Annotated in this window: 21 protein-coding genes and 3 pseudogenes; 8 read left to right on the forward strand and 16 right to left on the reverse strand. The window is 39.9% G+C overall.

Annotation, left to right across the window (positions count from 1 at the left end; translation table 11 throughout):
- Positions 1–88: 88 nt before the first annotated feature.
- Both IEV18_RS13295 and IEV18_RS13300 read left to right on the forward strand, forming a co-directional pair.
- Positions 89–598, forward strand: a complete 510-nt coding sequence (locus tag IEV18_RS13295) for a VTC domain-containing protein (RefSeq protein ID WP_373281934.1) — start codon at positions 89–91, stop codon at positions 596–598.
- Positions 585–1,238, forward strand: a complete 654-nt coding sequence (locus IEV18_RS13300; RefSeq protein WP_229733656.1) for a DUF4956 domain-containing protein — start codon at positions 585–587, stop codon at positions 1,236–1,238. The genes IEV18_RS13295 and IEV18_RS13300 overlap by 14 nt, the downstream gene beginning before the upstream one ends.
- A gap of 82 nt (positions 1,239–1,320) precedes the next feature.
- Here the strand turns inward: IEV18_RS13300 and IEV18_RS13305 are convergent, their stop codons facing one another.
- Entirely contained in the window at positions 1,321–1,761 is a 441-nt protein-coding gene (locus IEV18_RS13305; protein WP_188392878.1) for a cell wall hydrolase, read from the reverse strand.
- Between the two features lie 225 nt (positions 1,762–1,986).
- Here IEV18_RS13305 and IEV18_RS13310 point away from each other — a divergent pair, with 225 nt between their 5' ends.
- Together IEV18_RS13310 and IEV18_RS13315 are read left to right on the forward strand one after the other, a co-directional pair.
- Positions 1,987–2,190: a protein YkzT gene (locus IEV18_RS13310; RefSeq protein WP_188392879.1), complete on the forward strand. Its 204-nt coding sequence runs from the start codon at positions 1,987–1,989 to the stop codon at positions 2,188–2,190.
- A gap of 512 nt (positions 2,191–2,702) precedes the next feature.
- On the forward strand, positions 2,703–4,043 hold the full coding sequence (locus tag IEV18_RS13315) for a sodium-dependent transporter (RefSeq protein ID WP_188392880.1): 1,341 nt from the start codon (positions 2,703–2,705) through the stop codon (positions 4,041–4,043).
- A 68-nt stretch (positions 4,044–4,111) separates the two neighbouring features.
- Here the strand turns inward: IEV18_RS13315 and ptsP are convergent, their stop codons facing one another.
- The 7 genes from ptsP to nagB form a co-directional block, all read right to left on the reverse strand.
- Positions 4,112–5,827, reverse strand: coding sequence for a phosphoenolpyruvate--protein phosphotransferase (gene ptsP / locus IEV18_RS13320; protein WP_188392881.1), 1,716 nt, complete (start codon positions 5,825–5,827; stop codon positions 4,112–4,114).
- Positions 5,827–6,093, reverse strand: a complete 267-nt coding sequence (locus IEV18_RS13325) for a phosphocarrier protein HPr (protein WP_188392882.1) — start codon at positions 6,091–6,093, stop codon at positions 5,827–5,829. The genes ptsP and IEV18_RS13325 overlap by 1 nt, the downstream gene beginning before the upstream one ends.
- Before the next feature lie 107 nt (positions 6,094–6,200).
- The gene (locus IEV18_RS13330; RefSeq protein WP_188392883.1) at positions 6,201–7,337 is read right to left on the reverse strand and encodes a mannitol-1-phosphate 5-dehydrogenase; all 1,137 of its coding nucleotides are present in this window, start codon (positions 7,335–7,337) and stop codon (positions 6,201–6,203) included.
- Positions 7,338–7,775, reverse strand: a complete 438-nt coding sequence (locus IEV18_RS13335; RefSeq protein ID WP_188392884.1) for a PTS mannitol transporter subunit IIA — start codon at positions 7,773–7,775, stop codon at positions 7,338–7,340.
- 18 nt (positions 7,776–7,793) lie between these two features.
- Complete coding sequence (locus IEV18_RS13340; RefSeq protein ID WP_188392885.1) at positions 7,794–9,845, reverse strand: BglG family transcription antiterminator; 2,052 nt, start codon at positions 9,843–9,845, stop codon at positions 7,794–7,796.
- 19 nt (positions 9,846–9,864) lie between these two features.
- Positions 9,865–11,310 (reverse strand): PTS mannitol transporter subunit IIBC, encoded by a 1,446-nt coding sequence (locus tag IEV18_RS13345; protein ID WP_188392886.1) that lies wholly within the window; start codon positions 11,308–11,310, stop codon positions 9,865–9,867.
- A gap of 290 nt (positions 11,311–11,600) precedes the next feature.
- Positions 11,601–12,332: a glucosamine-6-phosphate deaminase gene (gene nagB, locus IEV18_RS13350; RefSeq protein WP_188392887.1), complete on the reverse strand. Its 732-nt coding sequence runs from the start codon at positions 12,330–12,332 to the stop codon at positions 11,601–11,603.
- Between the two features lie 549 nt (positions 12,333–12,881).
- On the opposite strand from nagB, the pseudogene IEV18_RS13355 reads away from it, so the two are divergent.
- A pseudogene (locus IEV18_RS13355) lies at positions 12,882–13,088 on the forward strand (IS3 family transposase); the annotation flags it as partial.
- Between the two features lie 74 nt (positions 13,089–13,162).
- Here IEV18_RS13355 and IEV18_RS13360 read toward each other — a convergent pair.
- A complete protein-coding gene (locus tag IEV18_RS13360; RefSeq protein WP_188392888.1) occupies positions 13,163–14,134 on the reverse strand; it encodes a tRNA dihydrouridine synthase in 972 nt (323 codons plus the stop codon).
- 250 nt (positions 14,135–14,384) lie between these two features.
- On the opposite strand from IEV18_RS13360, the gene IEV18_RS13365 reads away from it, so the two are divergent.
- Complete coding sequence (locus IEV18_RS13365) at positions 14,385–15,008, forward strand: DJ-1/PfpI family protein (protein ID WP_188392889.1); 624 nt, start codon at positions 14,385–14,387, stop codon at positions 15,006–15,008.
- Between the two features lie 85 nt (positions 15,009–15,093).
- Here IEV18_RS13365 and IEV18_RS13370 read toward each other — a convergent pair whose 3' ends face one another.
- The 4 genes from IEV18_RS13370 to IEV18_RS13385 all read right to left on the reverse strand — a co-directional run bounded on the left by IEV18_RS13370 (position 15,094) and on the right by IEV18_RS13385 (position 18,535).
- Positions 15,094–16,002 (reverse strand): sensor histidine kinase, encoded by a 909-nt coding sequence (locus IEV18_RS13370; protein ID WP_188392890.1) that lies wholly within the window; start codon positions 16,000–16,002, stop codon positions 15,094–15,096.
- Between the two features lie 20 nt (positions 16,003–16,022).
- Complete coding sequence (locus IEV18_RS13375; RefSeq protein ID WP_188392891.1) at positions 16,023–16,772, reverse strand: ABC transporter permease; 750 nt, start codon at positions 16,770–16,772, stop codon at positions 16,023–16,025.
- Positions 16,765–17,682 carry an ATP-binding cassette domain-containing protein gene (locus IEV18_RS13380; RefSeq protein WP_188392892.1) on the reverse strand — a complete coding sequence of 306 codons (918 nt, stop codon included), beginning with the start codon at positions 17,680–17,682 and terminating at the stop codon, positions 16,765–16,767. Before IEV18_RS13380 ends, IEV18_RS13375 begins: the two co-directional genes overlap by 8 nt.
- Before the next feature lie 172 nt (positions 17,683–17,854).
- Entirely contained in the window at positions 17,855–18,535 is a 681-nt protein-coding gene (locus tag IEV18_RS13385) for a response regulator transcription factor (RefSeq protein ID WP_188392893.1), read from the reverse strand.
- 194 nt (positions 18,536–18,729) lie between these two features.
- Between IEV18_RS13385 and IEV18_RS13390 the strand changes: the two genes are divergently transcribed.
- The gene (locus IEV18_RS13390) at positions 18,730–20,235 is read left to right on the forward strand and encodes a transposase (protein WP_188392894.1); all 1,506 of its coding nucleotides are present in this window, start codon (positions 18,730–18,732) and stop codon (positions 20,233–20,235) included.
- Between the two features lie 812 nt (positions 20,236–21,047).
- Here IEV18_RS13390 and IEV18_RS17455 read toward each other — a convergent pair.
- The 3 genes and pseudogenes from IEV18_RS17455 to IEV18_RS13405 all read right to left on the reverse strand — a co-directional run.
- Positions 21,048–21,170 (reverse strand): annotated as a pseudogene (locus tag IEV18_RS17455) (multicopper oxidase domain-containing protein); the annotation flags it as partial.
- A 64-nt stretch (positions 21,171–21,234) separates the two neighbouring features.
- A complete protein-coding gene (locus IEV18_RS13400; RefSeq protein WP_188392896.1) occupies positions 21,235–21,504 on the reverse strand; it encodes a cupredoxin domain-containing protein in 270 nt (89 codons plus the stop codon).
- A 68-nt stretch (positions 21,505–21,572) separates the two neighbouring features.
- Positions 21,573–22,103, reverse strand: coding sequence for an FAD-dependent oxidoreductase (locus tag IEV18_RS13405; RefSeq protein ID WP_188392897.1), 531 nt, complete (start codon positions 22,101–22,103; stop codon positions 21,573–21,575).
- Positions 22,104–22,202: 99 nt separating this feature from the next.
- Between IEV18_RS13405 and IEV18_RS13410 the strand changes: the two are divergent.
- Positions 22,203–22,640: pseudogene (locus IEV18_RS13410) on the forward strand (transposase); the annotation flags it as partial.

Raw genomic sequence — 22,640 nt, forward strand, 5'->3', positions numbered from 1 at the left:
GTGCCTATGTAAAATTCAAAAAATTTTAAGCACAAATCCACGAAAAGATTGATATCATAGGAAATACATTTTATTAAAAAGTGAATTTGTGCCTATTTACTGTCGAACTCGGGATAAAAATGTTGTGAATAAGAGGAGAACGTTAATCCCATTATTGGATGCCTACAGTTACATTTATAACCCTTCCGATGATTTGGAAAGATACTATGAAGCTTCCAACTATCAAATTTTAAAAGAGGTTGATTATTTTCGTAAATTTTACCAGCTTGAGCCGGAAATGGTCGTAAGCTATGACCGGCATGCTTTTCATTGCATCACGGACCCGGATTTGCGGGTAACCTTTGATTTGAATTTGCGCTGCCGCAACGAAGATTTGAACATTGACTACGGTTCCGATGGAAAGCATTTTATCGATCCGAATTTAGTCGTATTAGAGGTTAAAGTAACTGACAGTGTTCCCCTATGGCTGACGCAAATTTTACAGAAACTAGAGTGTGAACAGCGGAGTGCTTCAAAGTTTTGCACAAGTCTGGAATTGCTAAAAGGAAATGAACTGCCTGCCATTGAGCAGGAAAAAACAATGATTGGAGCGAGATAAAATGGATTTAACAACGACAATAATTGGTATACTGTTTGCAGCAGGGCTTAGTTTAATCATTACAAACGTGTATCAAATTACGTTTAAAGGAGAGCGTTATTCCCAATCCTTTGTACATACGATTATTATTATGAGCATTATCGTTTCTGCCGTCATGAATATTATTAGTGATAATGCCGGTGTTGCCTTTGGACTGTTTGCAATTTTTTCCTTAATTCGTTTTCGCAGTGCAGTCACCGATGCGAAGGATATTGCATTTATGTTCTTTGGATTGATTGTCGGGATGGCAGCAGGATTAAATCAGATTGGCATCGCGGTATTGTTGACTATTTTCGGTTCGTTAGTCATTTTTTGCCTCGACAAATTTAATTACGGCAAAGGAAAAGATACGCAAATTTTAAAAATTACTGTCCCAGAAAACTTGAATCACGAAGACCTGTTTGAGGATATTCTTAACGAACATACGGAAAGCCACGTTTTACGGAAAGCGGAAACAACGAATCTCGGAACGATGATTCTTTATACGTATGCTATACGGAGCAAAACAGATATACGGGACGAGGATCTGTTAAATATGATTCGAGAACGGAATGCTAACTTAAAAGTTTCCATCTCCTACTTGGAAGCTGTCGAAAGCTGACGAAATACAAAAAATCCGAACGAAGACACAATTGCTGGCCGTTCGGATTTTTCCTATTTAAACCGATCTGGCATAACGTATTTTAGAATCTGTATACCCCTTCACACGTATTGGCTTGCGGTTCATAATAACAATGCTGTTTATATTGCCCTGCAAATGGCTGGTCATACCATGTCGGCGGGCAAGGAGCATAAGGATTAAAATACCAAAGAGCGAATTTGGACGGGTGCTCCCACCAATACTCCAGCGTTTGTCTTGCCAGCCGTTTTTCTGATTCTCTTGCCCTGTTGTAGAACACATTTCCTTTTTGGACAGCTTCGAAGGAATAATTGCCGCCTTGCACTTGAAAAATGACATCCTCTATCGACCGTAACCCTACAAAATCCAAACAATTCGCTTTCAGCCTGTTAACGATAACATTCCCGACCATTAGCATTCCTAATTTTCCTTCCCCTTCTGCTTCTGCCCGCATCATTCTAGCCATTAAATTGACATCACTTTCCCTGTATTTTACTCTTGCCAATTTATTCACCCCTAAAAGGATTATATGGAAAAGATTCCGAAATAGTTATATTTTTTAAAGTCATTCATTTATTTTTTGCGGCTGTTCAGACTAAGAAATTGTTACAACATTGGAAACAATAATTATGAATTATTTGTTAAAATTCTCACAATGTTATGCTGAACATGTTGCTTAGAGCTATACTTAAATTGAATGAAAATATATCTTCCAAGGAAGGTGCGAGGAATGACCGGTACGGCCATATTAATCAATGAGGATCACTCAGTCACAGTGTTGGAAAACGTGGAGCACGAAGTATACGAAGAATTAGCCAGCCAGAAAGATTGTAAGGATGCCCATTGTACGATTAATGGCAAAGACGTTTATTTTGAGCCGATTAGCAAGGTCGTTTGGATTGAAGAGTCTATCGACTGGGATTACGGGTATTAGTAAAGAAAAAATTATCTGATGCAGGAATATAAAAATGCCAAAGAAGTCAACTTCTTCTTCTTTGGCATATTTTTATTTCAATCTGTTAAAATGCCCAGTCTCCCTTGCGAAAAATCGGCACGACAGTTCCATCATTTTTCATTCCCTCTCCAACTGCAGCCATTTCCGGTCATCATTTTGCGTTGCCATGCACTGAGCTTTAAATGCCTTTCCAGCAGCTTTTTGCTAAGCAGCAACTTTTTTCGGGTCCACCTCATCGAACAATCCCGGATTGCTGGAAAGAATGGTAAGCCGGCATACCCGTTATTAGAGAGTAGACAAATTCGTACATTCCCCATTAACCATCCGTCATATTAGGACCATCCTTTCAACAATCTAAATTTCTTGTGTAGTTATAGTAACAGCCAAGTTGTTTATTTACATTTCCTTACTTTTTACCATAAACCTTTTGACATTCTCTTGCAAATAACAGAAAATAATTAAGCATCCATGAAAGAAAGGAAGTACGTTATTTGAAACAGCAAGAGCAATTTTCATCCAGACTTGGATTTATTTTATCAGCTGCTGGTGCTGCCATCGGCTTAGGGGCCATTTGGAAATTCCCTTATATTGCAGGCGAAAATGGCGGCGGTGCATTTCTGCTTTTATTTCTTATTTTTACAATGATATTAGGTTTGCCGCTGCTTCTGGCAGAGTTTTCCATCGGGAGAACGGCACAGCAAAATGCGGTTCGTTCGTTCCAAATCATTGCACCTGGGACAAAGTGGTATCTGATTGGAATTCTCGGTATGATTTCCGTTTTTGTCCTTCTATCGTTTTACAGTGTTGTTGGCGGCTGGATTATCACCTACTTTTGGAAAATGATAACAGGTCAATTAAATGGATTAACGGAACCGGAATATGCGGAAATTTTCGCATCAACAATTGCCAATCCGGCTATTAGCCTTGGAGCCCAGCTCTTCTTTATGATCATTACAATCATTGTGATTACTAGAGGAGTGCAGAATGGGATTGAACAAGCTAATAAAATTATGATGCCAGCGCTGGCAATACTATTTATAATTCTCGTTATCCGATCCGTTACTTTAGACGGGGCGTCTGCAGGTTTTTCGTTTTTATTTTATCCGGATTTCTCAAAAGTGACTGCACACACTGTGCTTGATGCAATGGGACAATCCTTCTTTACATTGAGTCTCGGTGTTTCGGCGATGATTACTTACAGTTCTTATTTGCCAAAAGATCAAAATATGCCAAAATCAGCTGTATCAATCGTCGCAATGAATATAATGGTCGTGCTTTTAGCTGGTCTCGTCATCTTCCCCGCAGTATTTGCCTTTGGTATGGAGCCGGATGCCGGCCCAACTTTATTATTCAATGTACTGCCGACTATTTTCAGTCAAATGCCTGCCGGGATGCTGTTTTTCGCAGTGTTTCTAATCGTATTCCTGTTTGCTACACTAACTTCGGCATTTTCCATGCTGGAAATTATTGTAGCCGTTCTTTCGAGAGGCAATAAGCGAAAACGGAAACAATGGGCTTGGATTATCGGGTTTGCGATTTTTCTCTTTGGCATCCCTTCTTCCTTGTCCTTCGGTTTATTAAGTGACGTATCTTTATTTGGAAAAAGTTGGTTTGATTTAGCGGATTATATGGTAAGTAACGTATTTATGCCGACAGGAGCATTGCTGATTTCCATTTTTATTTCTTTTAAAATGAAAAAAAGTGCCCTTTATGAAGAAATTAAAAGCGGCAGCAATCTTAGATTCAGCGTATTTCAAGCATGGTTCTTCCTGATTCGCTATATTGTACCGGTATTGATCATATTGGTAATGCTGGATGTGATCAAGGGATGAGATTCCATTCGTTTATATACTAAAAACAAGGGATGGCATGAGGCCATCCCTTTTGTTATCTTGAAACTCTATTCTGACAACGTCTCTTTTACCAACTGTACTACTTCTTCTGCCGTACCCAGTTCCAATGCTTTTTCAGCCAGCTTTTCCATTTCAAGTTTGCTTAAATTTCGAATTTGGGAGCGGGCTCTTAAAATGGAGGTTGCACTCATCGAGAATTCATCGAGTCCTAAGCCTAACAATAGTGGAATTGCAAGTTCATCGCCAGCCATTTCTCCGCACATCCCGGTCCATTTCCCTTCACGGTGGGAAGCGTCAATTACATTTTTCACGAGACGCAAAATTGCCGGATTATAAGGCTGATAGAGATACGAAACCCGTTCATTCATTCGGTCAGCAGCCATTGTATATTGAATTAAGTCATTCGTTCCAATGCTGAAAAAGTCAACTTCTTTGGCAAATTGATCTGCCATCACAGCCGTTGACGGAATCTCCACCATGATACCCAGTTCAATATGATCGGCAACTTTTTCTCCTGCTTTCATCAAGGAATCTTTTTCCTCTTCTAAAATTGCTTTAGCCTGACGAAACTCCTGCAATGTTGCAATCATCGGAAACATAATCTTTAAGTTGCCATAAATGCTTGCCCGAAGGAGAGCCCGCAGCTGCGTCCGGAATATTTCCTGTTCTTCCAGACATAGGCGGATAGCACGGAAACCTAAAAACGGATTCAGTTCCTCCGGAAGTTCCAAGTATGGCAGTTCCTTATCGCCGCCAATGTCAAGCGTACGGACAATGACCGGCTTCCCGTCCATCCCTTCCAGCACTTTTTTATATGCCTCAAATTGTTCCTCTTCGGTCGGAAGCTGATCGCGTCCCATATATAAAAATTCCGTCCGATACAGACCAATGCCTTCGCCCCCGTTCGCCTTTACACCGTCTAAATCATCTGGGGTTCCAATATTTGCAGCAAGCTCTACGTGCTTTCCGTCTAAAGACACTGTTTTCTCGTCAACCAGCTTCGCCCATTCCGCTTTTTGCTCGGCGAATTTTTGCTGTGCTTCTCTGTATTCGGCAATAACCTCTTCCGTCGGATTCACAATCAGCGTGCCTTCCATTCCGTCAACGATGACAAAATCTCCATCTTGGATATGCTGTGTAGCTTCTTTCGTGCCGACCACTGCCGGGATTTCCAAGGATCTGGCCATAATAGCCGAATGAGAAGTCCGTCCGCCGATATCCGTCGCAAAAGCTTTGACAAATTTGCGGTTAAGCTGGGCCGTATCAGACGGGGTCAAATCATCTGCAATAATAATTACTTCTTCCGAAATTGTACTAGGGCTAGCAGCTTTCACTCCAAGCAAGTGGGAAAGGACCCGCTTCGTAACATCACGAATATCTGCTGCCCGCTCACGCATATATTCATTGTCCATACTTTCAAACATCGCAATAAACATATCCGTCGTTTCTTTCAGAGCGTGTTCGGCATTCACTTTATCTGTGCGGATTTTTTCTTTAATTGGTCCAATTAACTCCGGGTCTTTTAATACGAGGATGTGGGCATTGAAAATAGCAGCTTCATCCCCGCCAAGTTCCTTTTCTGCATTTTGCTGAATAGCTTCCAGTTCACGGATTGAAGCCGTTATTGATTCATCTAATCGCAACGTTTCCGCATCGACATCTTCAATCTTCTGCTTTTCAAACGTTAAATCCGGCTCAATCAAACGGTAGGCTTTTGCCATGGAAATCCCGCTCGATGCCGCAATTCCTTGTAATATCTTCATTATTTTGCCAGTCCCTCTTTTTGTAACGTATTCTCCAGTTCTTCCAGCGCTTTTTCGGCGTCTTCCCCTTCCGCACGTATGGTAAACTCCTCGCCCATGCCAAGGCCAAGTGACATAACACCTAAAACGGATTTGAAATTCACTTCTTTTCCTTTATGAAGGATAAAGATATCCGATTTAAATTGATTCGCTGTACTCACTAATTGGGTTGCCGGCCTCGCGTGAATTCCAGTCTTATCGATTACAGTAAATTGTTTTTCTGCCATTTTCTCTCTCTCCTTTTTCTAGCCGTTATTTACCATCTCAAATTTGTGCAGACGGAATCGCTTATAATGTAAATTGTTTCTTTTTTCTATAGTAACATATCATAATTTTACATTTCCTGTAAAACAGAAGCAACTAAAGGATGACCTGCTTCCAAACCAGAAATCTCTTGAAGGGTTGCTTCCACACCTTGATTGGCAATCATTTCCTGCAATTGCACAGCTTCCTCATCTGCTTCATGATTGAACGCAAGAGCTGCTGCAATGACCTTTGCCAAATAGACAGGTACCTTCCCGGTTGCTTCCATATACATGACAGCCGGACGAACAAGACGATCCCGTGCACCTAATTTGCGGAGAGGCCCTCTCGCGACCCTGGTCACTTCATCCGATATAAATGGATTCGTAAACCGGGAAAGGATTGTTTCAATATATTTTTCATGTTCTTCTCTGTCAAATTGATACGTCTGAATCAGTGCCTCCCCTGATTCCCGCAAGGCACCTTGAATCGTGTCGGAGACCCGCACATCCTTCATCGCATCGATAATAGTACGATATCCTAGATGATAGCCGACATAGGCAGCCGCTGCATGTCCCGTATTGACCGTAAATAATTTTCGTTCAATGTATGGGGTAAGATCCTCGACAAAGGTAATGCCGTTAATCGGCGGCTTTTCCCCTTTTATTGCCGGGGCTTCAACTACCCATTCATAATATGGCTCAACGAGAACTTGCAACAGTTCCTCATTCGTCTGGTTCGGTACGATCCGGTCTACAGCCGCATTCGGAAACCCAATCATCTCATTTAATATAGCTTTTTCCTCTGATGTACAATGCTGGTAAATATTTTCTTTCAGCAGCTTCGTTCCGCCGACCATGTTTTCACAAGCAATTATATTTAAGGGCTGTTTATTGGTTTTAACCCGTTCACGCAATCCTTGTGCAATGAGTTTCGAAATAATCGGCAGCACATTCGGTCCAACTGCAGTAGTGATAATGTCTGCTTCAGCAATTGCCCGGGCCGCCTCTTCTGGATTGCTGACACTATTAATGGCGGAAATGTTTTTTACAGTTATGGTCTTTTTATCTTCGGCAGCCAAAACAACAGAATACTGTTTCTTTTCATTGATTGCTCGAATGATTTCGTCATTGACATCAACAAAAGTCGTATCGTATCCGGATTGATATAGCAACAATCCGATAAATCCCCGTCCGATATTTCCTGCCCCAAAATGTACTGCTTCCAATTAATTCACCTCATTAAAGATGCGAATGATTTCCTCCTCGGAGTTCGCATCAAGGATAGATTGAATGTTCTCCTCCTCGGAAAGAACGATTGCGATTTTGGAAAGAATTTCTAAATGCTCATCACCTTTACCGGCAATACCGATTAAGATTTTTACAATATTCCCGTCACCAAAATCAACGCCTTCTGGTACCGTAACAACCGATAGGCCTGTTTCCTTCACTTTTTCTTTTGCATCTTCAGTACCATGGGGTATCGCAACGAAGTTTCCCATATAAGTAGACGTTAATTCTTCCCGTTCCAGCATTTTATCGACATAGGAAGGTTCAACATAGCCGCGATCAACTAAAATTCCTCCTGTATAGCGGATCGCTTCCTCTTTATTTTTGAATGATACATTAAGTTGAATATTTTCTTTTGCTAAAACTTCTTTTGCCATTTCCAATCCAATCCTTTTTCATAATTTTTTATCGTGTAAAAATAGCTGAAAACGCTCAGCCAAGTATTGCTTAACCGCTTCTTCATCTCCAGAATGGAATAGATTAACCGCTTTTTCCTCCTGAATTACCAAACTGCTCAGATGACTTAGTATGTCCAATTCTTCCTGACGAGCTGTTTTTGGCGCCAGCATGAGAAGAGCAGTTGTTACATCCATCTCATCCTCATTCATCCCCTTCACTTTAAGCGGATGTTTAAGGGAATAAATCGAAAAATGAATGGAAAAAACGTCCTCCGAACGAGTATGGTAAAGTACCAATTTTGTACCTGGAACTCCTAGTCCGCCTTTTTTCTCTCTTTCCCGCAATTGACGGAAGAGGTTCTCCATATTCTTTATCCGTCTTCGCTTTTCTACATCCCGACAAATAGCTAATAGTACCGAATCTGTTTCTCTAATTTCTTCTACATAAAACGAATGGAGCAAATTTAAAATCGCATCCGTATAAAATTTGAGCGTTTCTAACTCCATAAGCGCATCGTTGGAACTTTTTTTATGCTGTTTATTTTTAACGTTTAGTTTCTTTTTTCGAATCGATTTTTTTATCTGATGTACTTCGGCCTGGTTTAACATCGGAGAAACAACAATATAATCCTTTTTGTCCAGCTCTTTTAACGGAATCGTAGAAATGATGACATCATACTTGTCCAAATCTTCCCGTTCCACCTCAAACAAGGATTTATTTTCAATTTGTTTAATTTCCGGAACATATTTCATCAGCTTCGTTGCTAAAATTTTTGCTGAACCAATGCCGCTGGAGCAAATAACGAGTGCATTCAGATTTTCATCTTTCAGGATTGCCGCTGCAAAATGGAGAACGAGATAGCCTATCTCATCTTCCGGAAATTGTAATTTATGGAAAATAACTTCCACAGCCTCTGCTACTAGTTCAAATAAATGATGATAATCCTGTTTAATTTGGTCAATCATCGGATTCGTAATCTTCATGTGGTTTTGCATCCGATAAATGGCTGGGTTTAAATGGGTGACTAGATCGTTCAATAATTGGCTGTTTCCTGAAATGTCAACATGCACCCGTTCATTGACATAAGCAATCAGCTGTTTCACCTGATACGCCAAGCCAGGGCTCTCGGCTTCCAGCAAATAATACTTGTCTTCCCGAAGTTTGGCTCCCCGCAGATGCATCGTAATGTAGCCTATCTCATCTTCGGGAATATCAATATTTAACGATGCTCTCAATTCGCGGATAATCTTCTCCGCGATGGAAAACTCTTTTGTTCCTTGTATTTGCTGTAAATACTTCTGTTCAAATTTGATTGCCTCGCCCTTTTGCAGCCGCTCCATGGCCAAAGCAAGATGGACAACCAAGCCGACATAAGCACTGTCTGCCAGCTCATATGGCAAATCGGAACTTGCAGATTGTACGGCTTCCTCGATCAGCTGCAATTTGCGCGGATTCACAAGACCTAATAATTGATTCGAAATTACAGGCACTTGATTGTTTTGAATGTTTTCTTTTAACAAAGAAATAAAAGAAAACGGGTCCATATATTTGGAGATCAAAAATGTAATAGCTGATCGCTTATTCGCTTCTTCTCCTTCGATTTCTACCCCATAGCCTCTTTTTCGAATGAGGGTCAAATGAAAATCTGACAGCATCTCTTCCAATTCGTCCAAATCATTGCTGACAGTTGCGAGCGTGACATCTAATTCATTGGCGAGGGCAATCTGTTTTACAGGCTCCTTTGCTTCCAGAAGCATCGTTAAAATCAATGCTTGCCTTTCTTCCTGAGTATAGTCCTTAGGAGCAGAAGCGGATAGAAGTCGCTCCAGCTTCTTCTTATCCGCCTCTTCACCATGAATACGAATGCCTGTCCCAGCTTTTTTCTCCAGCTTCAAATGATAATCATACAGAATTTTTTCAACGCCTTTTAAATCCCGATGAATTGTCCGGATGCTTACCCCCAAAACTTCTGCCACTTCCCGAGCCGTCACTCTTTCTTCTGTCTGAAGCAAGAACAGAAGGATTTTCCGTTCCCGAGCAGTAATCATGGTTTCGCCCTCTTCTTTCCTATTCGTTATCTTTCAGACGTTTCACCAATTCATCATATTTCGGACTGTTCAAGAAGTTGTCTACCGAGATATGCTCTGCTGTCGGAAGTTTCGCTTTTGCGCGATCAGTCAAATCTTTATGGGTAATGACAATATCTGCATCATCTGGAATTTCATTGATTGCTTTATTCGTTACAAAAATATCAATATCTGCCTTTTTGAATTTATTTTTCAAGAGAGATGCGCCCATCGCGCTTGAACCCATTCCAGCATCACATGCAAAAATGATTTTATTTACTTGTTCCGGACTTTTCTGTTCACTGGATGCCGTTTCCTCCGTGTCATTTTCCCCTTCCGCATTCGTTAATGTGCCCGTAACGGAACTTTTCTTTCCTTTTAATTGTTCCATTTTGCCAGCAGCCTCCGCCAAATCTTCCGTTTCTTCCTTGCTTCTCTTTAAAATCAGAGACGAAACTGCGAAGGAAACAGCAGCCGCAACAATAACTCCAAGCACAACACCTAAATAACTATCTTTCGCTGTCATTGCAAGCACGGCAAAAATACTGCCGGGTGAGGATGGAGCTACCAAACCAGCACCGAACATCTGGAAAATAAATACGCCGCTCACGCCACCAGCAATTGCTGCTAAAATCAGCATCGGCCGCATTAATACGTATGGGAAATAAATTTCATGAATCCCGCCAAAGAACTGAATGATTGCAGCGCCCGGGGCAGAACTTTTGGAGGATCCTCTGCCAAAGAACATAAACGCAAGCAAGATTCCAAGACCTGGACCCGGGTTTGCTTCGAGAAGGAAAAGAATAGATTTTCCAGCTTCTGAAGCCTGTTCGGCGCCAATCGGACTTAAAATACCATGGTTAATCGCATTGTTTAAGAATAAAATTTTTGCCGGTTCAATAATAATATTCGCCAGCGGCAACAGCCCGGCAGCTACAATCACTTCAACTCCTGCGGCAAGTGCTGTATTTAACCCTTCTACTACCGGACCAATGGCGTATACTGCAATGATTGCCAGTATCGCTGCAAGAATTCCGGCAGAGAAGTTATTATAAAGCATTTCAAATCCTTGACGAATTTTGGACTGAAAAACATCATCGATTTTCTTCATCAAATAGCCTGCAAGCGGCCCCATTACCATTGCACCGAGAAACATTGGGATATCTGCACCGACGATTACTCCCATCGTAGCAGTCGCACCAACGACCCCGCCGCGTAAATCATAAACTATTCTTCCGCCTGTAAATCCTATCAAAAGCGGCAATAAATAAGTGAGCATCGGACCGACCATGGATGCCAATTGTGCATTTGGCAACCAGCCGTCCTCAATAAATAGAGCTGTGATAATTCCCCAAGCAATAAACGCGCCGATATTTGGCATAATCATCCCGCTCAGATAACTGCCAAATTTTTGCATTTTTGCCCGGACACTATTACTCTCTGTCATTTCCTCTACTCCTTTATAATAACATTAAATGATTCCTACTTTTATTTTAAGGTAACGCTTTCTTCGGATTCAATGAGAACAAAACATAACTTTGACCAAACACTTGTTGACAAAATTAAAATAGGATGCAACATTATATTGCCCTGTTTATAGAATGGTAAACGTGAATTAAAAGCAGGGGAGGGCTAATTTTTCGCTGTTAAATTATATAGAAACCCGTTTATTGCAGTGACAACAGAAAAATCAATAAAAATAGCACCCAAACTAATGTTTGAGTGCTTGTGCCTTTCCTAATTTCCTGCTGCTGAAAAAGCTGCCTCATCTGCAATGATCGTTACCTTCGGATGGTTTTTCAGTACAGATGCGGGAACTTCTTCCGTCACTTCTCCGTTTAACAATTTGGCTAGTGCCTCAGCTTTACTTTCACCGGAGACGAGCAAAAGAATTTCCTTGCTGTTCATAATCGTTTCTATCCCCATGGAGATTGCCTGCGTCGGAACTTCTTCAATTGAATTAAAAAACCGGGAGTTTGCCTTGATCGTCGATTCCTCCAAATCAACTACATGGGTTCTGGATGTAAAAGGGGTTCCCGGTTCATTAAAACCGATATGGCCATTCGCGCCGATGCCTAACAATTGTACATCAATGCCTCCTGCAGCACGTATTGCATTTTCGTGTTCCTGACATTCTTGCTGCAAATCATCAGCAGTTCCGTTTGGAACACGGACATTGTCCATGAAAATGTCCACATGATCAAATAATTTTGTTTTCATAAAATAGTAATAGCTGTTAGGGTCGTTTTTATCCAAGCCGACGTATTCATCCAAATTGAATGACTTAACGTTTTTGAATGACACTTCACCTAGTTTATATTTTTCAATCAGACGCTTGTATAGCCCCTCCGGAGTTGAGCCGGTAGCTAATCCTAACACCGGATGGTCGATTCGGTTGATTCTTTCAACCATAAAGGAACAAGCTGCTTCACTCATCGCATCATAATCTTTTACTTTAATAATTTCCATCGCAATTCTCCTTTGTAGGAAACGCCAATACAAAATATGGCGTTTAGAATTAATATGGTCGTCAACGCAGAATATTATATTTCTTACTGCATCTCCTCAGACCAAAATCATTTTTTCATTGCTTGGTTGTATCCAGAGAATTTTTCATTATATTCGGCCTGCTGACTAGCATAAAAAGGTCACAACTAAATTGCTCACCATTTCACATATATTAAGGACATCAATTTTTAAACTTTCGTTGACTTACCACGAAAATAATTTTAACACCAATTGAAGCAAAGAAATGTGTCAATTCATTGACATATTTGTTACTTAATGTTGCATAAGTCATAGTTTTAATCAAACATCCTCAAAAATTTTTTCATCTGAAAGGAAGATTTCCAAATAAAGAGTAGAATTAAAAATAGCTCGAATAATTTTAAAGAAGTCGGGGGGAATCGATTTGAGCATTAGTTATCTTGAATTCAATGAAATGCCTGATAACAAAATATTGGATGGGATGAGTTGGATTCCAATACAAATCTCACGGATTTTAAACGAAGGCTAACGACTCACAGTATGTCTCGTGTAGGAAAGTGTATTGATAACGGACCCATGGAGTCATTTTGGGGAACCCTCAAATGTGAGAAATAATATTTACACAAGTAAGAGACATTTGAAGAACTCAGAAAATACATATATTTATATAATCATGAAAGATATGAAGAAAAACTAAACGGCCTTAGTCCTATTGAATACAGGACTAAAGCCGCTTAGGTTAAATTTTATTATTTCCACTGTCTACTTGACAGGGGGGCAGTTCATTGTTCTGAGCGCTTCCCGATTCCGAATTATTTTTCCATCTCTAACGTAACTTCATCAAGCAATGCCCTTACTTCATCGGTTGATTCAGTATTCATCAATTGGTTGCGCAGCTCGCTCGCCCCGCGAAAGTCTTTGACATAAATCTTAAAAAAACGGTGCAGCGATTTAAACGGACGCGGGTCCAGTTCTTTGGAGTAATGATCAAAGAGATCCAAATGAACTCTTAACAGATCCAATAATTCTTTGCTGCTATGTTCCCTTGGTTCTTTTTCAAAGGCAAACGGATTTTTAAAAACACCACGCCCGATCATCACCCCATCGACCCCATACTGTTCCACCAATTTTAGCCCGGTTTGCCGGTCAGGGATATCTCCATTTATTGTTAAAAGGGTGTCTGGAGCAACCTCATCCCTAAGCTTCTTAATTTCCGGAATCAGCTCCCAGTGGGCATCTGCATTGCTCATTTCTTTTTTCGTACGGAGATGGATGGACAGATTGGCAATGTCCTGCTGGAATAAGTGGGTCAGCCAGTCTTTCCATTCCTCGATATTTGTATAGCCGAGCCGTGTCTTCACACTGACGGGAAGTCCCCCTGCTTTTGCTGCCTGAATAATGTCTGCCGCAACATCCGGCCGCCGGATCAGACCTGCACCTTTCCCCTTCGGTGCCACATTTGGCGCCGGACAACCCATATTAATGTCGACTCCCTTAAACCCCATCTTTGCTAAGCCGATACTAGTTTCGCGAAAATATTCCGGTTCATCTCCCCAAATATGTCCGACAATCGGCTGTTCATCTTCGGTGAAAACTAAACGGCCGCGCACGCTCCACGTTCCTTCCGGATGGCAGAAACTGTGGGTATTGGTGAACTCGGTAAAAAACACATCAGGCCTTGCCGCTTTGCTGATGACATGGCGAAACACAACATTCGTCACATCCTCCATCGGTGCCAGCACAAAAAATGGCCGCGGCAGCTCACGCCAAAAGTTTTCTTTCATTTATACTCAATCCTCTCTTGATGAATTGCCAGTTATATTTTTCTTCTATATGCGATAATCAGTACTCGTAAACTTTACCACATCAAATAATAACAAAAAATAAGTATAAAGAAAATCGGGGAATAAAGGAAATTCGGGAAGAACGATGCAAAAAGGTCAAGTTAGAACACTTCTTGTATACGGTACAGGGGTATAGTATTATAAAGGTAAAAAGTTCAAAAAACAGATACTTAGAGGGGGATTGAGACGAATGAAAAGAAGAAAAGTCGGCATTTTGCTTTTCGATTATGTCGATGTTTTAGATTTTTCCGGCCCAGCTGAAGTGCTGGCCTTAGCAGCTAATAATAATGCGGAACAAATGCTCACGTTATATAAAAAGGAGTTAATGCCGACTCGACCTTTCGAAGTATTTACCGTTTCCAAAATGGGCGAAGAAATAATAACCCATTCAAAAATAAAAGTAAAACCGGATTATAGTTTTGAAACATGTCCCGAAACAGATATATTGATTATTCCCGGCGGTCCTTTAAGGGCTGTGCAATCGATTGCGAAAAACGAAAGAATCATAGATTGGATTTCAAGCCGGAAAAGGAATGATTATATTTGTTCCGTTTGTACCGGAGCAATAATTTTAAGTGAAACTGGATTATTAAACGGCAGGAAAGCAACAACCCATCATTTAGCTTTAACACTGCTGCAAAACAAGTATCCAGAAATTCAAGTGATTCCAAACAAAAAAGTTGTTCATGACGGAAATATCATAACTTCAGGAGGAGTCTCTTCCGGTATTCATATGGCACTCTATCTCATTGAACAAATCATGGGCAAATCAGCTGCCGAAAGAACGAGAAAAGTCATTGAGTTTCATCCTTGATAGACCAAAAGTCTTGGACTGTTTAAACCTAAGGTGTCAATCACGTATCATAACGAAACGACTGAAAATCAATGTAGATCGAATCCTAGTGCCACTTCTGAAATGATACTTCTATAATAAATTCATTTTCATAGACATTTGCAATAGCTTGTCCTCCTTGTTTTTGGACAAGTTGCTGAACAATATGGAGTCCTAATCCAAGCTGAGGACCAGTTCGGCTTGAATCAAGCCGGAATGTTCGATTAAAAATATGTTCCAGCTCAGAAATATCTGTCTCCTCCATGTCATTTGCTGTCCGCAGCCAGATATATTTGTCATCTTCTGTCAGACTTATCGTTACATAACTTTTAGCGTAAGTTAGTGCATTTTGAATAATATTGGTTACAATCCGAACAGCTGCTTTACGGTCAGCAAAGATTGGGGATACGTTATTTTCGTCCAGGTCCACCTTTAGCTGTTTATTCTCAAACTCCTCATAGAACATGAGCATCGTTTCTTCAACAATTTGGTCCAAATACTGCTGTTCCATGATTAATTTTTTATCGGAAGAATCCAATTGGGAAAGTTCATAAAACAGATCGACAATCATAATGAGATTGTCGATTTTTTTCTGGATAATAGCCAAAAACTCTTTCTTTTCTTCCTCAGATAATGCCGGGTCTGATAATAATTCGGAGAAACCTTTGATTGATGTTAATGGTGTGCGTAGATCATGGGAGATATTCGTTATTTCCTGTTTTAATTCCAATTCTCTTTTTTCAAAAGTCTGCTGATTCTGTTTGAATAAAATAATGAGCTGGTTGATTTTATCAGCAAATCGGGCCAAATATTTATTATGTGTATTGGTGCGCAGCAATTCATTTGTCCCGAAATGTTCACTGATTTCCTCCAGCTGTTTTGTCATTCTTCGGACATCCCATTGTAATAATAAAAATCTGGAAACCGAGACAATCAAAAGGAAAACTAAAATGATAATCATCAACCAGCTCTCCAATGCTTATCATCCCCTCTTTATCAATCGATGTTTTGTTTTGCGAACCGATTTGCTCCAATCAGCAGGGCAATCCCTGATATCAAAAAACCAACGATCCAATAGGTAAGATTAATTTGAGCTGCATCATTTAAATAGCTCATTAGATTTTCGTCTAACAGGGCATCCGGTGTATACTTATACAACTCGTTTAAGCCTGAAAACGGACGGAGCAGGAGTCGAAGCAAGTTTTCAGAAAAGGCATAAACGAATAATAAAATGATAATAATATATGCTTCTCCGACTTTCAGCATTTTCAATACATGGGTTAGGAAAAATCCGCTCACTACAATGGGAACCATATTCAAACTTGCTATCAGAAAGTTTCCGACCGCGTGATGTTCATCAACAAACAGACTTTCTCCCAACACAATCATCAACAGCATTCCAATGACACAAATCAGCAAAAAGGAACCGAGAGTCAGCACCAGCTTCGACCAGAAAATTATTTTTCGGGAAATACCGAAAGAGATGGATTGCTTTAACAAACTATTATCTTTGCCGGTAAGAGCTGAATTATAGATTGTCCCTATGATAATAATCAATGTCCCGCTGGCAATAACATTCGAATAGAAAAACTTACTCGTAGCATACGGAAAATCGGAATCTATCTTTCCTGTAGAATAGAGAATAACGGCGGCAGCAGCAATCAGCAAATAACAAATAAAACTTGTTATATATACTCCTTTTTTGCGCAATAGACGATAAGTTTCGCTTTTCATATAATTAATCATTCGTCCTCTCCTCCACTGCTCCTAAAAAGTATTCTTCCAAACTATGCGCTTCGATGCGAAACTCCTTGACGAGCACTCCGTGGTCGACGAAGAGACGATTAATATCCCCAGCATGCTCGACATGATTTTGAATGGCGATAACTTGATTTGGCAGCACTTTATACTGAATATCTGCATAGGTCCGCTCTAATAATTGGGATGATTTAGCAACATCGTCGACTGACATCAGAATTTGTTTCTTGCTCTTTTCATTGAGTTGTTCTTTCGTTAAATCATCAACGATAATGCCATTTTTAATAAATACAAAACGGTTTGCCAGCAATGCCAATTCAGCTAAAATATGACTGGAAATGAAGATTGTTATTTGTTTTTCCTGATTCAGCTTCAGCAATAACTGTCGGATTTCCATAATTCCTTCTGCATCAAGTCCATTTATCGGTTCATCTAGAACTAAACAATCAGGACTGCTAAGAAGACAAAGGGCAATGCCTAAACGCTGCTTCATTCCCATAGAATATTCTTTAAATCTTTTCTTTCTTTCCTTTGCCAGACCGACAATTTCCAAAACTTCATCAATTCTTCTTTTATTAATTACACCCCGTTGAATCTGGAAATATTCCAAATTTTGTCTTGCTGTAAAATCCGGAAAAAATGCAGGTGCCTCAATCATAAAACCGATTTTTTTGCGCGCGGCATCCAAATTTTTTCCTGATTTTCCGAATAGCTGGATCTCACCGCTTGTCGGCAGGACCTGTCCTGCAAGGAGTTTGAACAATGTTGATTTTCCTGCACCATTTTTCCCGATCAGCGCACAAATTTCCCCTTTTTTTAACGAAAAATTAAGGGACTTAATAACTTCTGCATTTTTAAACTTTTTGCTCAATCGATACGTTTGAATAATCGTATCCATGTTTAAGACTCCTTCACTAATGTTTTGTTACCATCAGTTTAGCTTAGAAGTCTTTAAAATCCTTTAAGCAAATCATAAAGAATTCATAAAGTTTCTTCGCTAATTCCATACAAGCAATAAATCATATGTTGACGTTGATATTTGTATCGCCCTATACAGCTGATAATTGAAGTTAGACAAGCATAAAGCCTACTCCCCAAATCGTCTTAATATATTCTTCATCTGTAACCTCAGAAATTTTTTTTCGGAGGTTGGAGACGTGGACGCTGATCGTATTGTCATCGCCATAATAGGTTCCTTTCCAGATATTTTCATAGATTTCGCGTTTAGACAAAGCACGTTCAGGGGTGCTCACGAAGAAGGACAGAATTTCAAACTCGGCATTTGTCAGCTGCAGTTCTTTGCCGTTTAATGTTGCCAACCGTTTTTCTTTATTTATAGCAAGCCCGCGCCATTGAATTTCCGTCTGTTTCACCTGCTTTACTGCTGCTTTTCGCAGCTGAACTTCCACCCGGGCCAGCACTTCTTCCTGATGAAACGGTTTTGTGATATAATCGTCCGCTCCCATTTTCAATACTTGCACTTTGTCCTCGATATCGACTTTGGCAGAAATAACGATTATCGGAATTGAACTTTCCTTTCTTATTTCTTTGATTAGTTCCTCCCCGGTTTTTCCCGGGAGCATCAAGTCTAATAGTATTAAATCAAACACCTTATTTTGCAGCTGCAATAAACCTTCCGTACCTGAATAGGCAGCAACCGGTTCCAACTTTGCTTTTCGCATTATGAAGCTTAACAGCATGCTAATTTCTTGATCATCTTCAATGATTAAAATTCTTTTACCTTGATTCAATTCTTTCACCCCTTTGTTTATTTGATAGTCTCTCGGAAATTAAATTTCCGCATAAGCTCTAGTCTTTCGACTAGGGCTTTTTATGTGCTTCACCCCCAAAAATCAAAATAATAATGCATATTACTTGACTTTTTAAAATCGCCCCAATAATCGGCATGAAGGCATTATTTTTTGATGAAATGGGGTAGATTTTATTGTTGAAAAAAATTCGTTCACATGATGATTTTCTAACGTTTATGTCTCAAAAAATTGATTTATATTATCCAAATAAAAGGATACTTAGAGAACATTTCACTCACTTGATTATTTGGGTAAGCATCATTGATCTTACTAAAACTGCCCATTTACTGAAACATCGATATTCTTCTAATCCAAGAGGAAGAAAACCGAGAAACCCTTGCGATATGCTCCGAAGCCTGTTATTGATGCACAAACTTCAATACACAAGCGTAGATAAATGGGTTGATGCTTTGAGAACAGTGCCACTATATGCTATTTTGAGTGGTTTTCATCCCGATTCAACTCCTGGCGTCGGAACCTTTTATGACTTTTTCAATCGCCTTTGGCTTGCCCCTTCTCCGCACTTGATGAATAAGAAAAAACGGAAAGTTAAAAAGCCAAAAGCCAAAGGAAAAAAGCATCAAAAGATGGCTCCTAGAAATCCCGGAATTGTTGAAAAACTAGTGAACCGAGCGCTTAAACAACAAGGAAATGTACATTATGCGCCGAAGGCACCTGATGGTTTACAAACTTTATTTAAGGAAATGTTTGTTGAACCATCAGCTAACCAAGGCTTGCTTGGCGACACAAAATCATTAAGCATCACTGGTGATGGTACACCAGTTGAAACTGGTGGCCGTCCATACGGCAAACTACTCTGTAACTGTCGTAAACAAGGAAACTGGAAATGTGATTGCCTTCGAAAATTTTCTGATCCTGATGCAGATTTTGGCTGGGATAGTAGCCGCGAAAAATATTACTATGGACGAAATCTCTTTATGATTAGTGCTTCCGAGAGCCCGTATGATTTACCTATTTATCCTAGATTATACCGGGCTAGTAAACATGATTCTGTTTTATGGGTAAGCACCTTTCATGAACTACTACACTGGTACCCCAATTGGAAAATTGGGGAAAGCATCTTAGACTCTGCTTTCGATGCTTATCCCATCTATGAAATGCTAGAACGGTATGATGTGTCCGCCATCATCGACCTTAATCCAAGGCGTTCTAAGCAATTCACCTATAATAAAATGGACATTAACCTAGACGGTGTACCTGTTTGCCCCATTGGGCGTGAAATGCTTGATTGGGGCATAGATAAAAAGCGTTACCGCCGTAAATGGCGTTGTCCAGCAGCCGTGGGTGGTTGGCAATGCCCGCATCCATGTTCTGATTCGAGTTATGGACGGACATTTTATACATCAACCAAAAATAACCCTAGGTTATTTCCACGTGTAAAGCGTGACAGTAAAGAATGGCGTAAGCGATTCGCTCTCCGTACGGGAGTAGAACGGTGTATCAAACGCCAAAAAGTTGATTACAAGCTGGAAGGCTCAAATGGACGAAGTTCCCGGCATTGGAACATACGCACATATATCATCGCCATGTGCCAGCATGTAGACGCTTGGGTAAAAGAAACTGAAAAGAATCAATATAAGGAGTTGCATCGAAAAGTAAAATCAATATTATTCATCTAACATTTAAATATTAACTTTTTTAAAATCTGCATATCGCAGGTTTATTTGGCATGCAGTTTTTTATCTCTAACACCCTAAGGATTATTTTAGGTTACGCGAAACCTCCAAAAGTCCCGAAATTACTTAATTAATTTCCGAGTTTCTATATTTGATTAATCAGAAACACCAATCATTAGGAGTTCCTGGCATCTCTGTATTTGACTGCAAGAAAAAAACACCCTTTTTCTGCCTAAGGTGCCTTTTTCCATGCTGCTGTTTACCATTATTTTAATTATTGTTATTAAAAAGTTTCCGCAAATTGAGCACATAAAAATTAATTCCAATAGTTGTCTGATGCAATGCTTCTTTACAAAATTAAGTGAGGAGTTCTCTGTATTCTAAGATTAAAATTCGTTTATTTTTGAAGAGTTCGCTGCTTAAAGAAAATACTCCGGAGCTTTGGCAAATTGCTGCTTTTCAAAATGTTCTTTGGGCATAGCTGCAAATAAATTTCGTCTCTATCTTGAAAAATGGCAATTGGCTTGAGAAACGTTTTTCATTGGAATTGAGCATGTGCTTATAAAAAAGTGCCGTCACTTATATTTCCAGTTCAGCTCTAACGAACAGTTTTTCTCTATGCTCAATATACTACATTTCTTTCATTCAGAGAAAAAAATATGAGCGTATAATTCGCCGATTGTTAGCGTATATCAAATTGATGAACGAAAAAATAGCTTATTTGCCAATTTTTTATAATAGCAAGTTCGGCTAAAAAGATGAAACGCACTAAAATGAAAAATCCCCCAAACTAACAGTCCGAGGGATTACAACTTTTATTGGTTATGGCTATTATGATTTTCAGGCGGCGGATTAGCGCCCGGTTCTACTACTAAAAACTGCCCCATCATCCGATTATCTTCATGCATTAATATATAGCAATGGTACATATAAGGATATTTTTCATCCGAATAATTTCCAAAACGGGTGTCGTTGTCTCTCCTACATCATTGGTCACATGAATTAATACTTCATCCCTTTGGAAGCTTTAATGGCAAGGGCTAAATATGGTTCATTAAGTCCCCAGGTGTCCGTTGTTTTTCTTTCCAAAAATTCGACTTCCCCTTTATTAAAAGTTAAATGAAAAACTTTCCTGCCCTTATTATCCAATTGATAATCTAGCAGTTTAGGAATCTTTAATTCGTTTCTAAACGTAATTTCTCCTATTGTTGAAGTTTTAGCTGTTCCCATAGACCAAACGACAAAAGCGACACCCCCCCAATGTAATAACAAGCAGCAGTGCCCCTATATACAAAATCCATTTTTTGATTTTCGCCATCAAACTCTCCTTTTTCTCCCCGTTATTTATCCCAACGAATTTCATAGCCGTGAATCCAATCCTGGCCTTTGCCGGCAAATAGCGGAAACAGGATGGATAAGATTCTGTCCCGGAACCATGCTGCTCTAGGACCAATTTCCTTTTTCCCGCTTCCGTTTCTTCTTGCGGTTTTAATAATTTTTTCAGCACGTGTCTTTCTGTCCGCTTCGAAACGCTGGAAAATTCTTTCGATCGGCAAATTTAAATCTTTAATCAATTTTGCCAAATACATACTGTCTTCCAGTGCAACTGATGCTCCCTGTCCTGCATGAGGACTCATCGCATGGGCAGCATCTCCGATAAGAACTACCTTGTTTCTGGACCAATTTGGCAGGCTGTCAATGTCATATATATTGCTCTTAAAAATAGATGGAGATTGCTTAATAATCGCTTCAATCGGAGGATGCCAATTATTATGAAGGTTCAGCAGCTCTTTTCGAATCTCTTCTGTTCCTTGCAACCGGAGCTGTTCCCTTGAAATTTCCCTTTCTGCCGGAATATTGCTCCACCACATAACTTCCTCTCCATCGCCTTTATTGCATAACGTATATCCAAAAAATTATAATGGACCCAAGATTTTAGACAGCAAGAAAGGATATGTTAAGGTAGGTTTATGAAACAAAAAAGGAAACGATATTCACCAGAATTTAAAGCACAAGTTGTATTGGAAATTCTTAAGGAAGAGAAGTCTTTAACTGAGCTGTCCTCTGAATATGGGATTCATGTTAATCAGCTGCGGAAATGGAAAACACAATTTCTAGAACAAATGCCGCAACTGTTTCAAAAGCAGAACAAGGATCAAGAAAAGATGAAAGCTGATTATGAAGAACAAATTGAAAATCTATACGCTGAAGTAGGCCGATTAACCACGCAATTGTCGTGGCTCAAAAAAAAATCTGGCATCTACCACAACTAGGCAAGAACGTGTGAATATAATCGAATGGCAAGACTCAGAATTATCCATTACAAAACAGGCAGAGCTATTAAGCCTTAACCGTTCAAGCCTTTATTATAAACCAGTCGGGCCTTCAGCAGAAGATGTAGCCATCAA

Source organism: Compostibacillus humi, assembly GCF_014637175.1.
GTDB lineage: Bacteria > Bacillota > Bacilli > Bacillales > Amphibacillaceae > Oceanobacillus > Oceanobacillus humi.